Source organism: Metamycoplasma hominis ATCC 23114 (assembly GCF_000085865.1).
GTDB classification, from domain to species: Bacteria; Bacillota_I; Bacilli_A; order Mycoplasmatales; family Metamycoplasmataceae; genus Metamycoplasma; species Metamycoplasma hominis.
On record NC_013511.1, the window covers coordinates 133,071 to 149,552 of the forward strand.

Sequence of the window (16,482 nt, forward strand, 5' to 3'; positions counted from 1 at the left end):
GCCTTTCTTTTATTGTTTAATACAAATAAAATTTTATAACTTTCTAAGATTATAAAATAATTTTATTTTACATTTATAAATTAAATAATATTAATTAATATTAATATATTTTTATTAAAATATAATTATATTACTTGCATAAGTTACATAGGCAAAACTATAATAGGAGAAACAAATGCTAAACAAAAATAAATTTTTATACATATTTTTAATAATCATTACTCTTGGGTTAATCTTAATATTTTGAAGAAAAAAATACAAGGTTTTAAAAACTAAGAATTATTTAACAACAGACAATGAAATAACCTTTTCAATGCAAGATTTAATTTTGTATTTGGGTGGAATTTCAAATATAGTTTCTTCATCAGCAACTCAAAAAATTGTAAGAATTTCATTTAAAAATAAAGCAAATATTTCTATTGAAAAAATAAAAAAACTTAATGGCATATCAGGTATTGCATTTCAATCTTCAAATATATCATTAGTTGTTGGAAATTGTGCAAATTATTTATCTACATTACTTAATAAGGAATTAAACAATCATGAATAACAAAGATTCTAAATATCAAACATTAATGGCTAATTTATTGAATATTGATACATATGATACTTCACTATATACATCTATAAATAGTGAAAATTTTTTTGATATTTATAACAATTTTGGCCAAGAAATATTTGATCAAATTTTCAAAAATTACAAATTTAATTGTATTTTAACCGAAGTCAAAAATAAAGAAATGCGCCAATTGCTAGAAAAGGCACAAAATAAGCAGGAAATAATAACAATTTATAAAGATAATAATGTCAGAATCGAACAATCAATATTTAAGATGCTATCAACTGATTTTGAAAAAGCTAAAACCTTATTAATTACTAAATTAGAATCAGAATTTCAAAAATCAATAGTAAATTGAAAAAAAATAATAAATAAAGCTGAAAATATAAACATTGAAACAAATATCTGACCTTTGCATGTAGGTTTTTTATTTATTTCAATAAAAACGGATAAAAAGACAATCTTTGCTCCTTTATTATTTAAAGAAGTAACATTAGAAGTTAAAAATTCCTTGGTTTATTTGAAATCGAATTCAGATGTAAGAATAAATAGTAAGTTAGTAACATTTTTATCTCAAGAGGGTTTTTTGTTAAATATTGATAATTTAGATTTTTCTAATTTGTCAATCGAATCTATATTTGAGCATTTAAAAAAAATTTGATCTCCTATATACAATATGCCTCAATCACTAAGAAGCAATATTCCGCTTGTATCTCAAAGTGATATTCAAAACGTATCTATCGAATTTCATCCCGGAATGATTTTTGGATTTTATAACGTTTCTTCTGGATATTTATGAAATCAAATGAAAAAAATTATTGAAAACGATGAATTTGAAAGTATTTTAGTACCCGAAATTAATAAAAATGTTTATAGAGAAAAAATCAACACAAGTATTTTTAATAATAAATTTAAGTTATTTAAGGTACAAAAAACAAACTTTTCACAAGATGTTGCTACAGTGTCCGCACTATGTCAAGATACAATAATTTGAGGACCTCCAGGTACCGGGAAATCTCAAACTATTTCTAATATTATTGTCAATATAATTGCAAGGGGATATACTGCGCTAGTTGTGTCTCAAAAGAAGGCCGCCCTTGATGTATTGAGAAATAGACTAGGACAATTGAGCTTATTTTGTTTATTTGCTTTAAATGATAAGAATTTAAGACAAGAGGTATTTTACGAACCATTAAAAAAATTTATAGAAAAAATTGAGAATTTTTCTATTTCTCAAGTTGAAAAAGGAATTCAAATTTTTTCTGATGAAGATAAAGGTTATGTTGATACATTGAATGAAATAGAAGCACTGCCTAACTTAAATAACTTACTTCATTTCTATGCCTCAACATTGAATGCCAATTTAACAATAAATGATTTTAATACCCTAAGATTATTGACAAAAGATATAAAATATGATGTTGAAGGACATACTTTTAATGATAAGAAAGAACTTAAAAAATATCTATACGAAGTAAATTTAAAAAGAAGACCGTCAATATTTTCAATTTATCCAAGGTCAATAAAAGAAGCTAGTGAATTAATTATTAATGCGCCTGAATTATTTAAAATCAATGTAGATGAAGCGGTAAAATACATTGATAAAGTAGAGTTTGCCGAATTGGAAACTTTTGTTGAAAAATATAAAAATTTATTGATTAAAAAAACAATAAATGTAAGTAATTCAACCATTTTATCTAACATGCTATTTGCTAAATTAATAAATACAATTTCAAATTTCAATGATGAACAAAAACGTGAATATACATCATTTGCAATGTCTATAAGAACAGGTAGCTTAAAGCCATATATGTTTTTCCATAGATATAAAAACATAATTAAAGTATTATTTCCAATAATTGTAACTACTCCTGAATTAGATTTGTCAATGTGAGGTAAAGAAGAATTTGATTATGCAATCCTAGATGAATCAAGCCAAATCTTTATTGAAAAAGGAATTCCAATTTTATACTTAGCTAAAAGAAAGATACTTGCTGGAGATTCAAAGCAAATGCAACCAACACGTTGATTTTCGGTTTCATATAATTTTGAAGATGAAGAAGAATTGGGTGATATTGAATCTCTTCTAGATTACGCTACTGCTAGAGGAACTTATTCAATATTGCTAGATAAGAACTATCGTTCAAAGAGGGCATCATTAATGACATTCAGTTCTAAACATTTTTATGATTCCAAATTAGATGTAATAGATGATTTTAAATTAGCATTTTCTAGTGAAAAACCAATTGATGTAATTCAAGTTGATGGCGAATGAAATAATAGTTACAATGAAGCTGAGGCTAAAGAAGTATTAAGAATAGCAAAAGAAAATCTAACAAAATATGAAAAAATAATTATTCTTGTTTTTAATGTTAAACAACAAGAATATTTGACAAATGCAATATTTAGCGTTGAACCAGAACTAGAAAAAGCCTTATTTTCCGATAAAATAACAATAAAAAATATTGAAAACATTCAAGGTGACGAAGCTGATTTAGTCATTATGTCTGTTGTTTATGACAAAAAAACAGCATTGTTTGGAACATACGTTGCAAGGAAGGGTGGAAAAAACGCCCTAAATGTTGCCATATCAAGAGCAAGAGAAAAAATTATTGTTGTAAAATCAATTTATGCAGATGATGTTGAAATTAATGAACGTTCAACATCTGATATGCGTTTATTCAAAGAATGGCTAAAATTTTTAGATTTATCAATAATTGAACAAAAAAACTATTTATTTTTAGATAATGAAAATAAAAAATATGATGAAAAAACACAAACAATATTGTTACCAAAAGTAAGCAACCTTCAAATGGATGTATTGGCAAAATTAAACGAATTATTGAAGGAATTAAATGCTAACAATTTCGAAATAATTTCGAATTATTCAATAGGAACTAAATTATTAGACTTAGTCTTAATCAATAAAATTTCAAATAATATGATTATTGGTATCAATATTGACGATTTTAAATATTTGCCTGATTATAGAAAATATTTAAAATTTAAAGATGATTTTAATTTTTTACTATCAAAATCATATCCAATAATTAATATTTCTAGAATAAGTTGAATAGTAGAAAACAAACAAATTTTAAATAAGATTAAAATTTTAATTAAACACGAAGAAGAGTTAAATTCTCAAATTTTATTGCCCGAAGAAAATAACAATTTAAATGTAGAAGAAATTAAAGAAAACATTATAGAAAATAATGCCTTAAAAAACATAAAATCAAGCCAAATTAAACAAGGTTCTGAATTAAAAGAAATAGATTTTGAAAATGTTGATGACGAAACTTTTGAAGTTAATCAAGATTCTAATAATAAAATTTATGAATTAAATGAATCTGAGGTTGCTCAATTTGAAGAATTCCATAATAAGAATATAAATCATGAATTTAATGACCAAACCGAATCAAGAGCCGAATACTCAAAGGACTATGAAAAAGATTTTTTGATTAATTATAATGATGTTGAATTGGATAAAACGCATATTGATCAGGAATTTCACATTGAAAATGAATTTGAATCAGCAATAAATAATAGTAATGTGGTAAAGATTGAAGATGTCACTTCATCATCGGCTAACGATGAATTAAAAGTAACTAATTCTAATGAACAAAAAATTTCTACAAAAACAACAAGTGAAGATATTGAATCAGGATTTTCAATTGAAGATATAAACAAAGAAAATATTAGCAATTTATTTTCTAATACGTTCGATGATCTTGATATAAATATGGCGCCTGAAAGCGAACAACAAGTTGAGGCTAAACTTAATTATGATTCAGGCATTATTCAAGATAAGTTGCATGAGCAAGACGATGAATATTTTAATTTAGAAGAAAATAATATTGAAGAGCAACAAAAGAATGATGATGTTCAAAGTCCAGATGAGACATTAAAATCTCAATTAGTTTATATTGACAATAATAAAGAAGTAAACGATAAACAAAAAAGCTATGATTTTGCAGGTTTATTTGCTGATGAAAACGAAGAAACTTCTACAGATGTAAAAAACATGATAGACATGAATACTGCAGAATATAATCAATACATGAAAAATAAAGATATTGAACAAGATGAACAAAATAAAGAGATAACTAAAAATACTGCTGATGAAGAAATATTGAATTTTGATTTAATCGAAGATGAAAAAACTACGGAATTCAACGTGGAGGACAACAATGTCAAAAAATAGCGACCCTCTTGATCAATGAGAGCAAGAAATAAAAAGAAGAGTTTCAATAGAAGATCAATTATTGCATAAGGATATTGGAACTAAAATCGCAAAGCAAAAAAAGATTAAAAAAATTTTATTCATAACTCTTTCTGTTGCTGGTATCGTTACAATCGTAGGGGCAACAATTGGAGTTACAAGCAGAAAAAAAATGGAATTAGTAACTTATGATGATTATATTGATGTTTCTCTATATTCACAAATAAATTCTAAATTTAAAGAATTGTATCTCGATGGAAAACAACCTGACAAAAAAAATTACCCAATTACTTGAAATGTAAACACTAAACCAATTTTAGGTGAGCCTTTTGAAATTCTAAAAAAAATATTAAGTGAGGGTGCCAATTTAAACAATGAAATCTTTAAAGAATTCAATTTTAAATATGATGCTAGTCAATGAAATCCTAGATTAACTAACTTCTTTTTAGATGCAATAAATAGAAAGCATTTGCATTTTGATATTTATTTAGAAAACAAGAAAAATTTAAATCAATCATATGTGGTAAGAAATTTTACTATTGAAACAACGAATGTTTTAGATAATGAAATGTTTTCTGAAACACAAATTGCCAAGTGAAACGAGCAAGATCCTAATATTTCTAAGGCGGCTTTAACTAAAAATTGAAATTTCTATTATGTTACTAAAACAAATGCAAACCTAAATTTTGAAAATGATAAAACATTCGAAGAACTTGGAAACAAAATAAGTAATTTTAATAATAAAATTTTGAATAATAGTGATTACAATTACGTTGATAAATCGCTTTGGTTAACATCTCATCCTAAAAGAACCGATGAATCCGAATTAAATTATTTTAAGTTGTTTCAGTCAGATGTAAGAGACTGGTTTGTTCCTTTTAATTTCTTAAGTCAAGGAATTCAATTGAAAAAGATTGAAAAAAATGAAAATAATATTTTTACTAAGACGCTCAATTTAGAATTCAAGTCAACTTTTTATACTATTGTAAAGAATAAATTAATTTTAAAAAATAAATCTAGTTATGAATATGCTATTTATGTTCCATTTTTTACAAATAAGGATAAGACCATTAAACACGGCAAGGAAATTTATCAACCTAGAGTTTTTGAATATAGTTGTCCTATAACATTTGTTAATAGTAATTACAAAAAATTTAAATAAAAAAACCGTTTAAGTCGGTTTTTTTATTTAACTAAATTAAATGAGAATTTTTTTCTTGCTTTCAAGGTTGATTTTTATTGATTCTGTCTATAAATAATTTTCCTTGCAAGTGGTCATATTCGTGTTGCAATACAATTGCCGGATAGCCAGAAACATCATAAATTTTTTCTTTTTTTTCAAAATACGAATATGCTTTTATTACAACTCTTGAATATCTATATACAAAACCTTCTTGACCTGCATCGCTTTCCTTAACACTTAAACATCCCTCCCCTTCTTGCAATGATATTTTATGGTTTGAATGTGAAAGCATTATTGGATTTATTAAAGCATCTCTAAAAATATAATTATTTTGATCGTCTTTTACCATTACATAAAAAATATTTTTCAATATTCCATATTGAACTGCTGCAACTCCAACGGCAGGTCTAAATTTTGTTTGAGGAGTTTGACTATCATCAACATGAAAAATCATTTTTTGTATTAATAAATCATCTTCTGCGGTCAATGGGAGTTCAACGTTCTTTGATTTATTTCTCAATACTTTTTCTGGTAATTGAACTAATTTAACATCTTCAAATTTAAACATAGTTAAATTATTACATATTTAATTGAATTTAAATGAACTTTTTAAAAATATTTTATTATAATTAGAGATTATCTTAAATATAGGAGAAATTAATGCCAGAGCCTCTATCCGGTAACTATAATACTTTAAATTCAGCATCAGGAGCTTTAACTTCAACCGGTGCACCATGACAATACATTTTATATTCAATCATTCTTTTTTTACTAATATTATTTAGTGCTATATTTTCAGCTTCAGAAACAGCATATACAACTGTTTCAAGGGCTAAGATTGAAAATATGATTGAAAAAAAGCAAAAGTTCGCTAAATTAATTCAAAAACAACATTTGTTTTTTAATAGAATTTTAGGGACTATTTTAATAGCTAATAATTTGGTAAATATTGCATCTGCAACATTGTTTTCATATGTTTTATCATTAACAACAATGTCTTCTGGCAAGGCTACTATTATTTCAACTGCTGTTATGACTCCACTTATTGTTTTGTTTGCAGAAATTTTGCCAAAGCTAATTGCAAAAGCATATCCCGAAAGAGTTATTAGATCAACGTGTTGATTTATTGAAGCATTATATTGAATATTTTTTCCAATTACTTATCCAATATCTAAAATTGGCAAAAAGATTTATATAACAAATACAGAAGAAGATATGAAAAACCTGATTAATATTGCACAAGATGAAGGTGTTTTAGAAATCAATGAATCAACTATGGCAAAGAATGTTTTGGATCTTGATTCAAGCAAGGTTTCTCAAAATTACGTTAAGTTAAAAGATATTGATTATTTGAATTATAAAGCAACTTTGCAAGATGCATTAAACAAGTTTAAAGAAACTAATTATTCAAGATTGCCAATTGAAAAAGATGGAGATATGATAGGCATATTGCTTTTAAAAGATATATTCTTTTTAAAGCGTGGCAATATTATGAATTATGTTAAAACGGTGCCAAAAATTTCCGCAAATAGTTTACTTTCTATTGCATTAGAAAAATTAAGGAAGGCTAGAGCACAAATGGGTTTCGTCATTAAAAATAATAATGATGACAGTGTCATAGGAATAATTACAATCGAAGATATCATTGAAGAAGTTGTAGGCGAAATATACGACGAATATGATGATGATGAACAAATTTATGAAATAAGTTTGGAACGCTGTGAGGCCCGCGGAAACGTTAAAATTTCAACAATTTGAAAGCGCTTTGAGTGAGATGAAATTTTAAATTTAGAAGCTCCTAATGATGAGGATTTAAATTTATCAAATTGACTAAAAAACCGTGTTGGCCACGAGCTACATGTTAATACAAAATATACTTACGAAGATAAAATTGATTTTCAAGTGATATCATTAAAAAATAAAGATCAAAAATTTGATATTATCGATATAGATTGAAGTAAATAAAACCTGTTTTTCTTAACGGGTTTTTTATATCTTTATTATTTATTTTATAAATAAACATTCATTTTATACAAAAAAACTATTTTGTGTATATAATGTAGAAGTTAAAAATATTTTTAACAAGGTTTATGACTCCTTGACCGTTAGGTCCAAATGTCCAAAAGGAGAAAAATTATAATGTCAAATTACGAAATTATGATTCTAACTAATCCAAAAACAACAGATGAAGAATTACAAAATCTAGTATTTTCAGTATTAGATAAAAATTCATCAAAATTTGAAAGATTAGAAAGAAACGAAACTGCATATCCAATTAAAAAGTTAACTCATGTAAATTACTTTTTAATTACAACAAAGGCAGAACCTCATCTAATGTCTGAATTAACAAGAAAGCTTAATATCGATAAATCAGTTTTAAGATCTTTAATTATTAATTTAGATTCTGAAAAAGGTTTAAAGCCAAGAAAAGTTTCTAAGAAATTCAATAAGAGAATTCCTCTAAACCGTGAAAATAAAAAACCTTATGTAAAAAACAACGAAACTTCTAAAGATGCTAGCGAAGAAAAGAAGGTTGCAAGAAAACCAAGAACTTCAAAAGTTTTAGACGAAAAGAAATAGTTAAAAAATAATAAGATCGGTAGGAAAAATGAATAAAGTATTTTTAATTGGTCGTTTGTCGGCCAAACCTTATAAAAATGTTACACCTTCTAATGTTGAATATTCAAGATTTACTATGGCTATTAGACGCGAATACGCCGCCCCTAATTCTGAACCTGTAGTAGACTTTGTCCCATGTGTTGCTTGAAGATCTAACGCAACTTTTATTAATAAATATTTAGATAAAGGTTCGCTTCTTCTTGTTGAGGGTACATTTCAATCTTCACGTTTCAATAACGGCGATGGTCAAATTTCAACATCATATGTTGTTAGTGTAGAAAAAATTCAATCACTAGAAACACGTGAAATGTCAGAAAATAGACGAAAAAATAACAATGGTAAAGAATTTAATATTGCCACAGAAGAATCAAACACTATCGATAATAATTTAGAAAATAATCATCAATCAAATGAATCAAATGATAATCCTTTTGATCAACTTGATTGGGATTTATAGGAGTTAAAATGGCAAGAATTGTTCGTAAGAAACCTTTTATTCGTAAACGTCCATGTCAATTTTGTTTAAGTAAAGAACCAGTTGTTTACATTGACTACAAAAATGAAGAAGTTTTATCAAAATTAGTAAATTTACAAGGAAAAATTTTATCATCACGTATTACCGGAACATGTGCAAAACACCAAAGAGCAGTTGCATTAGCAATTAAAAGAGCAAGATTTGTTGGTATTTTGCCATACATCGGTTTAGTGAAAAGAGAATCTAAAAAAGAAACTGTTAAAACTGAAAAAGTAGAAAAAGCAGAATAAAATAATAAAAAAATCAAGTGTATGTATTTGCTATATAACTTGATTTTTTTATTATAATTTTTAGTAATCATGAATATAAAAACCAAGCAAAAACTAGCAATATTTATTGGCGTTGTCAATTTTTTAACAATCGTAATTTTTTTATGTTGATGTTTAACTTATTTTTTAGAAAAGAAAATAGATTTTAAATTATTTGGTTATATTTGTTTAGGCTTTACATTGGTTGCTTTTTGTGTAAATATAGTTGGATTAATTTACACTACAAAATATGATATTAAAAAACCTTGAAGAGTTTTTTTTATAAGCCTTTTAATAATACCTTTAGGATTTTTTGGGGCAATAAGCTTAGCGTTAAATTATCCAGAAATTAAAAAAAATAGGAGTAAGAATTAAATTAATATGAATAAAAAAATAAGTTTTAGCCAGATGGTTTTAAATTTAGTAGCATTTATTTGTTTCATTGTGCTTATTTGATCTATTGTGGCTAATATTTCCTTTAAATTTACATATGAAAAAAATTTTCAAAATCAAATTCCAGTTTATGAAACTAATAAATTTAATATGATCAATAGAGTATTAACGACTTTTTTAGTATTATATATTTTATTTACTATTGCTTCTATTTCGCTGAATATTTATGTTTCAATAATCTTATTTAAAAACAAGCATGCAAAACTCTTTTTACTTTCATTGGCAAGCGTTTTAGTTTCAAGAATAATTGGTATTTTTTGTGGAATCATTCTGCTTTTAAATAAAAGACTTTCAACAAGCAAATGCTAAAAGTCTTTTATTTTTTAATAAAATAAAAAAATTAAATATTTTATAATTTAACCATATGGATTCTAACTTAGCAAATTTAATAAGGCCGAAAATTTTAGAAGATTTTATTTGCCCACAAGAACAAAAAAAATTATTTCAAAAAATTATAGAAAATAATGATTATCGTTCATTTATTTTTTATGGAAAGCCAGGTACCGGAAAAACAACTATTTCCTATATTCTTGCCAATGCCTTAAAAGTAAATTACGAATATTTTAATGCGGCTATTGAAAATAAAGAAGATCTTGTACATAAATTAAAGTTGAACAAGATTTTGATCATTGATGAGATTCATAGATTAAACAAAGATAAACAAGATATATTGTTACCATATCTAGAAAACGATTTAATCACAATTTATGCAACTACAACGGAAAATCCATATTTTAAGCTTAATCCTGCATTACGTTCAAGATGTTCAATAATTGAAATTACTAAGCCAACAATTCAAGATTTATCAAGTTGTTTAAAAAATGCCTGCCTTAAAACTTTTGGTGTGGATCTTAATAAGGATATTGCTGATTATTTAGCCCTACAGGCTAATGGCGACTTTAGATCAGCATTAAACAATCTTGATTTGATTATGTTAATTTTTAAAGATCAAGAATTTTCATTGGAGGCAATTAAAAAGATTATTCCCTCAATTCAATTTAGTTCAGATGAATCAGGTGATAATCATTATGATTATTTAAGTGCTTTTCATAAATCACTACGCGGTTCGGACATTGATGCAGCATTATATTGAGGATTTATCATTATTAAATCCGGAGATTTTGATGGTTTGTTTAGAAGAATGTTGTGTGCAAGTTACGAAGATGTTGGAATGGCAAATCCTAAATTGGGATCAGAGGTTTTGTCAGCAATTGAATGTTTTGAAAGAATAGGAATGCCTGAGGGGTATTTACCAATAACACAAGCAATATTAAATATTTGTTTAAGTCCAAAATCAAACACTGTTTATAGCTCATCAACATTAATAAAATCTATAATTGACAGTGGAAATATTTTTGAAGTGCCAATTCATTTAAAAGATGCTCATTATAAATCGGCAGCAAAACTAAAAAGAGGATTAAATTATAAATATCCTCATGATTATAAAAATAATTATATTGATCAACAATATCTACCAAATGAATTAAAAGATAAAATTCATATTGAATTAAATGGGCAAGGTTATGAACAAAAAATTAAACAATACTGAGATTTAATAAAAAACAAAGGAGAAAAATAAAATGGAATTTGATTTAAATAAAATAAATACATTGGAAGATTTAAAGTTAGCTAAAAATGCTTTCAACAATTCAGATGAGTTAAAAGAATTAATGTCTCAAATTAAAACAGCAGATCCATTGCAAAAAGCAGAACTTGGTAAAAAAATTCAACTACTAAAAAAGCAAGCAGAAGATTTTTTTGATTTAGCAAAGCAAAAACTTGAAGATATAAAAATTCAAGATTTAATTAATCAAGAGTATGTAGATTTTGCAAATCCTATAAATACAACTGGAGGAATTCATCCAATTAATTTGGTTGCAAATAGATTTAGAGAATGATTATTGGCAAATGGATATTTTGAATATACGGGACCCGAAATAGAAAATGAAGAATATAACTTTGAACGTTTGAATATTCCTCAATCTCACCCCGCAAGAGAGATGCAAGATTCACTATATATATCAGAAAAAGAATTGCTTAGAACTCACAATACAGGATTTAGTGCAAGAGCATTAGAGGAACATAAAAATCAAGAGTTTTCACAATTTGCTATTGGAAAAGTTTATAGAAATGATGAAGAAGATAGAACACATACTCACCAATTTACTCAATTAGATTTTGTTAGTGTTGGTAACCATTCATTTGGAACATTAATTTATACATTGACTGAATTATTTTCTTATGTTTTAGAACAAAAGGTAAAAATTAGACTACGTCCTTCTTATTTTCCATTTACTGAACCTAGTGTTGAAGTTGATGTTTTGTTTAATGGAAAATGAGTTGAAGTTTTGGGTGCTGGTATGTTGCATGAAAACGTTTTAAAAATGGCCGGATATACCAATGATATGAATGGCATTGCTGCAGGAATTGGTATTGAAAGAATAACAATGATAAAGTATGGCATTGACGATATAAGAGAATTGTATGGAAATGATCAAAGATTTTTAAAACAATTTAAATAAAAGGAGCAAAAATGTTATTTTCTTATAAAAAAATAGTTAAATTGGCAAATATAACTGACAAAAGTGTAGAAGAGGTTGTTGGAGCAATTAATTCAATAGGCTTTGAAGTTGAAGAATATCATAAGTTTCTAGATGCCGAAGGTATGAAGTTCTGTCATGTATTAAAGGCATACAAAAATCCTAATTCCGATCGTTTAACAGTTTGTGAGGTTGAATTTGGTAATGGTGATCATTCAATAATTCAAACCAATGCAACAAACATGCATGAAGGCGATTATGTAATGGCTTATGTTCCTGGATCAAGATCTGGAAAAAATATATTTGCTGCCAAGGAACTAAAAGGAATCATCTCTGAAGGAATGTTTGTAAGTTTGAATGAAATTGGTATTCCAGAAGAATTTCATCCTTTAGATTCAAAAGATGGTATTTTTCAAGTTGGAAAAATAGATTTAAATTTAGACCCTGTTCAATATTTTGATCTTGATGATTATTTGATTGATGTAACGATTTTATCTAATAGAGCTGATGCATTGTGTTATTTAATTTTAGCTAAAGAAATTTCAGCATATTTTGAATCATATGTTGAACCTCTTTCAAAACCAAAACCTACTTTGGAAAGCGATATTGTTGTAAGTAAAAATTTAGTTGCTACAAACTGTTTTAGTTTAGTTGAAGCAACTACTAAACAACCTACTATTTCTCTTCAAGATGAATTTCTTTTATGAAAACATGGAATAAAAACATTTAGAAATGCAGTTGATATAACTAATTTGGTCTTATTGTATGCGGGAGTTCCTTGTCATGTATATAATAAAAATTCTTTAAGTTCAAATGAGTTTTCTACATCATTGAGCAATGAAACATTAAATGTCTTAGGCAATAAACAAGTTACATTAAACAACAATTTGGTTGTAAAAAATGGAGATCAAACTGTTTCAATAGCAAGTGTTATAGGACTAGAAAATTATGAATATAGACCCGATGGTGGACATTGCGTCTTTGAATTAGCATCATTTTCGTTAAAAGAAGTTAGAAGAAGTATAAAAACAGTCAAATTAGAAACATTGGCATCTTTACGGGGCTCAAAAGAAATATCATGTGGTCAAGTTGTTATGGCATATGAATTTTTAACTAAATATTTAGATCAATATTCAGTTCAAATAAACGCACCAAAGCAAAGAAAAACAAATATATTAATTGATAGTCATTATATTACTAAATATGCGGGCTTTAATATTACAAAAACCAAAAAATATATTCAAGTCTTAAATCAATTAACTCTTTTGGGCTTTAAAATAAAGGAAGATTTATCATCAGTAATTTTTCCGACTTATAGATACGATTTAAAAAATATGCAAGATTTTGTTGAAGAAGTGTTTAGATTTTATGGATATGATAATTTCCCAGCTAAATCTCCAAAAATTACTAGATTATTAATTAAAGAAAACAAAGAATTTAAATTTATTGAAAACTTCTGTGCAAAAGGATATTTCAATGTTAGAACATACACGTTAATTAATCCTGAAAAAAACATTTTTAATCCATTTGATTTTAAAACTAATTTCAATGCAATTGCAGCAAAGAATTATGATCATTCTCAAATTAGAAATTCAATGATTTCTTCATTATTAGAAGTCTTGGATACAAATATCAAACAAGGTTTGCCAGCTGCTTCTTATTTTGAAATTGCTATGATTAATAATAAAATGAATGTATTAGGAATTGCTTCATTAAATAAAACTATTGATGATATAAAAGCTGATATTTATTCAATAACTAATGAAACATTGGAATTTAAACCAAGTAAATTAAAAATTTTTAATCCAAATGCAGCACAAGAAATTTATTTAAATAACGAATTAATTGGATATGTTGCAAAATTAGACCCTCACTATTGTCAATATAATGCAGTGTTTAGCGAAGTCTTTTTAGATAAAATTAATAGCAACGTAATTAAATATAAAAATTACAAGCACACACCTCTTAAATCTAGGGATGTTACTATATCTGTTTTAGATAAACAATCTATTGAAGAAACAATTAAAAAAATACAAAGTATTTTTGGCGTGTACAAAATTTCAATTAAGGATGTTTATAATAAAGATAATGGCACAAAAAATATTACATTAGAAGTAATTTTAGAAGATTGAGCAACCAAGAAATTTGATTCAATTTTTAATAAATAAAATTAAAAAATGGTAAAAAAAGCCATTTTTTCTTTATTTTTTCTCTATTTTAAATTTTTAGGATATTTTATGAATATACTTAATTGCAGGAGTGAGAATGAAAGAAACAACAAATGATAATCTTCAAAAAGAAAAGAGCATTATTGCTGAAACATTAAAGGAAATAGAAAAGAAATTTGGCAAAGAAGCCGTTATGATTTTAGGAGAAAAGCCAAGCATAATTCCCGAAACTTTTAGTAGTGGTTCGTTGACTATTGATAGAGCGTTAGGAATAAATGGATGACCAAAAGGTAGAATTATTGAAATATATGGTCCAGAAAGTAGTGGAAAAACAACATTAGCGTTGCACGCTATTGCCGAAATACAAAAAACTGGTGGAATTGCAGCATTTATTGATGCTGAGCATTCTATAGATCCAATATATGCCAAAAATTTAGGGGTTGATATTGACAATTTAATTTTATCTCAACCAGATTCAGGAGAACAAGCATTAGAAATTGTTGATACATTGTCTAAATCCGGGGCAATAGGACTAATTGTTGTCGATTCGGTTGCTGCATTGGTTCCTGAGGCTGAGTTGAATGGAGAAATGAAAGACCAAGTAGTAGGTGCACAGGCAAGGCTTATGTCTAAAGCCTTAAGAAAAATAACTGGATCATTATCAAAAAACAAGACAACAGTAATATTTATTAATCAAATAAGAGAAAAAATTGGAGTTATTTTTGGCAATCCTGAAACAACAACCGGCGGAAGAGCATTGAAATTTTATTCAAGTATTCGCCTTGAAGTTAGAAAAATTCAAAATGTAACCAATAACGGAGACATTACAGGTAATCAAATTAAGTGTAAAGTTGTAAAGAACAAATTAGCTGCTCCATATAAAACTGCTCAAATTGATATTATTTTTTCAAAAGGTATTTCAAAAGAGCTTGAAATAATTAATTTAGCAGAAGAATTAGGAATTTTAGTAAAAAAGGGCTCGTGATATAGTTTCAATGGTGAAAATATAGCACAAGGAGTGTTAAATTTACAATTTATTTTGCAAACTAATAAAGAATTATTCGATAAATTAAAACAAGAAGTTTTAGACAAATTAAATTCGATAAATTAAAATAGAAATTTAAACATATAAATGTTTATAATTTAAACTATGAAAAATGAAAATATAAAAATTCTATTTTTGGGAGACATATTTGGTTTACCAGGAATTAGATTTGTTGAGCAACAATTGCCAAACATAATAAAACAAAATAATATTGATTTTGTAATCGCTCAAGCAGAAAACGTTTCAGGAAGAAAGGGCTTTGAGCCTAAGGATTATGAAAGATTAAAAAGAGCAGGAATAAATGCATTTACATTAGGAAATCACGTTTGAGCTAAAGAAAAGATTCATCAAATAATAAACAACGGAGATTTAATAAGACCAGCAAATATAAATAGTTCATATCCTGGCAAAGGCATAAGAATATTTGATATTAAAGGCCATAAAGTCGCAATTATGTCTTTTATGGGCATAACATTTAATCCTCTATTAGAACCATGAAAAGAACAAAGTGCAAATAATTTCTTTGACGAATTTGATGAGCTATATGAAAATAATGGCGCAGATTATTACATAATAGATTTTCATGCTGAGACAACATCTGAAAAAGCAGTATTTTCACTATACGTTGATGGTAAAGTTGATGCAATTTTTGGAACGCATACGCACGTTCAAACAAACGATGCAAGAATTTTGCCTAAGGGTACATATTTTGTAACTGATGCCGGAATGTGTGGTCCAAGAGATTGCGCTATTGGTTCTGACTTCCAAGAAGTATATGAAAAAATGCGTTACGCAGCATTTTCTGCATTTAAAGTATCAAAAAATAAATGTCAATTAAATGGAGTTATTTTTACATTAACTAAAGATCCAACAGCAAAGCATATTGAGTTAGTAAATATAAAGGAGCAATAAT

At 26.5% G+C, this 16,482-nt stretch carries 15 protein-coding genes; 14 read left to right on the forward strand and 1 reads right to left on the reverse strand.

Translation table 4 applies throughout. The features are described from left to right. Positions 1-175 precede the first annotated feature (175 nt). From MHO_RS05230 to MHO_RS05240, 3 genes are read left to right on the forward strand one after another with little or no spacing between them, the layout of a single operon-like run. Complete coding sequence (locus MHO_RS05230; RefSeq protein WP_012855384.1) at positions 176-550, forward strand: PTS sugar transporter subunit IIB; 375 nt, start codon at positions 176-178, stop codon at positions 548-550. Beyond that, positions 543-4,760, forward strand: coding sequence for an AAA domain-containing protein (locus MHO_RS05235; RefSeq protein ID WP_012855385.1), 4,218 nt, complete (start codon positions 543-545; stop codon positions 4,758-4,760). The genes MHO_RS05230 and MHO_RS05235 overlap by 8 nt, the downstream gene beginning before the upstream one ends. Next, positions 4,747-5,940, forward strand: a complete 1,194-nt coding sequence (locus MHO_RS05240; protein ID WP_143763817.1) for a hypothetical protein — start codon at positions 4,747-4,749, stop codon at positions 5,938-5,940. Before MHO_RS05235 ends, MHO_RS05240 begins: the two co-directional genes overlap by 14 nt. Positions 5,941-5,971: 31 nt before the next feature. Here MHO_RS05240 and def read toward each other — a convergent pair whose 3' ends face one another. Next, positions 5,972-6,529, reverse strand: coding sequence for a peptide deformylase (gene def / locus MHO_RS00610; protein WP_012855387.1), 558 nt, complete (start codon positions 6,527-6,529; stop codon positions 5,972-5,974). Between the two features lie 92 nt (positions 6,530-6,621). Between def and MHO_RS00615 the strand changes: the two genes are divergently transcribed. The 11 genes from MHO_RS00615 (at position 6,622) to MHO_RS00665 (ending at position 16,481) form a co-directional block, all read left to right on the forward strand. Continuing rightward, on the forward strand, positions 6,622-7,926 hold the full coding sequence (locus MHO_RS00615) for a CNNM domain-containing protein (protein WP_012855388.1): 1,305 nt from the start codon (positions 6,622-6,624) through the stop codon (positions 7,924-7,926). Positions 7,927-8,100: 174 nt separating this feature from the next. Beyond that, a complete protein-coding gene (gene rpsF, locus MHO_RS00620; RefSeq protein ID WP_012855389.1) occupies positions 8,101-8,541 on the forward strand; it encodes a 30S ribosomal protein S6 in 441 nt (146 codons plus the stop codon). Positions 8,542-8,569: 28 nt separating this feature from the next. Next, positions 8,570-9,037: a single-stranded DNA-binding protein gene (locus tag MHO_RS05245; protein WP_012855390.1), complete on the forward strand. Its 468-nt coding sequence runs from the start codon at positions 8,570-8,572 to the stop codon at positions 9,035-9,037. Positions 9,038-9,045: 8 nt separating this feature from the next. Then, complete coding sequence (gene rpsR / locus MHO_RS00630) at positions 9,046-9,345, forward strand: 30S ribosomal protein S18 (protein WP_012855391.1); 300 nt, start codon at positions 9,046-9,048, stop codon at positions 9,343-9,345. A 69-nt stretch (positions 9,346-9,414) separates the two neighbouring features. Then, the gene (locus MHO_RS05250) at positions 9,415-9,738 is read left to right on the forward strand and encodes a hypothetical protein (protein ID WP_041359595.1); all 324 of its coding nucleotides are present in this window, start codon (positions 9,415-9,417) and stop codon (positions 9,736-9,738) included. Between the two features lie 6 nt (positions 9,739-9,744). Continuing rightward, positions 9,745-10,125: a hypothetical protein gene (locus tag MHO_RS05255; protein WP_012855392.1), complete on the forward strand. Its 381-nt coding sequence runs from the start codon at positions 9,745-9,747 to the stop codon at positions 10,123-10,125. 55 nt (positions 10,126-10,180) lie between these two features. Then, positions 10,181-11,395, forward strand: a complete 1,215-nt coding sequence (locus tag MHO_RS00645; RefSeq protein ID WP_012855393.1) for a replication-associated recombination protein A — start codon at positions 10,181-10,183, stop codon at positions 11,393-11,395. A 1-nt stretch (position 11,396) separates the two neighbouring features. Next, complete coding sequence (gene pheS / locus MHO_RS00650; protein ID WP_012855394.1) at positions 11,397-12,338, forward strand: phenylalanine--tRNA ligase subunit alpha; 942 nt, start codon at positions 11,397-11,399, stop codon at positions 12,336-12,338. An 11-nt stretch (positions 12,339-12,349) separates the two neighbouring features. Beyond that, the gene (locus MHO_RS00655; protein WP_012855395.1) at positions 12,350-14,524 is read left to right on the forward strand and encodes a phenylalanine--tRNA ligase subunit beta; all 2,175 of its coding nucleotides are present in this window, start codon (positions 12,350-12,352) and stop codon (positions 14,522-14,524) included. Positions 14,525-14,621: 97 nt separating this feature from the next. Further along, positions 14,622-15,635: a recombinase RecA gene (recA, locus tag MHO_RS00660; protein WP_012855396.1), complete on the forward strand. Its 1,014-nt coding sequence runs from the start codon at positions 14,622-14,624 to the stop codon at positions 15,633-15,635. A gap of 39 nt (positions 15,636-15,674) precedes the next feature. After that, positions 15,675-16,481 carry a TIGR00282 family metallophosphoesterase gene (locus MHO_RS00665; protein WP_012855397.1) on the forward strand — a complete coding sequence of 269 codons (807 nt, stop codon included), beginning with the start codon at positions 15,675-15,677 and terminating at the stop codon, positions 16,479-16,481. Position 16,482: the final 1 nt, after the last annotated feature.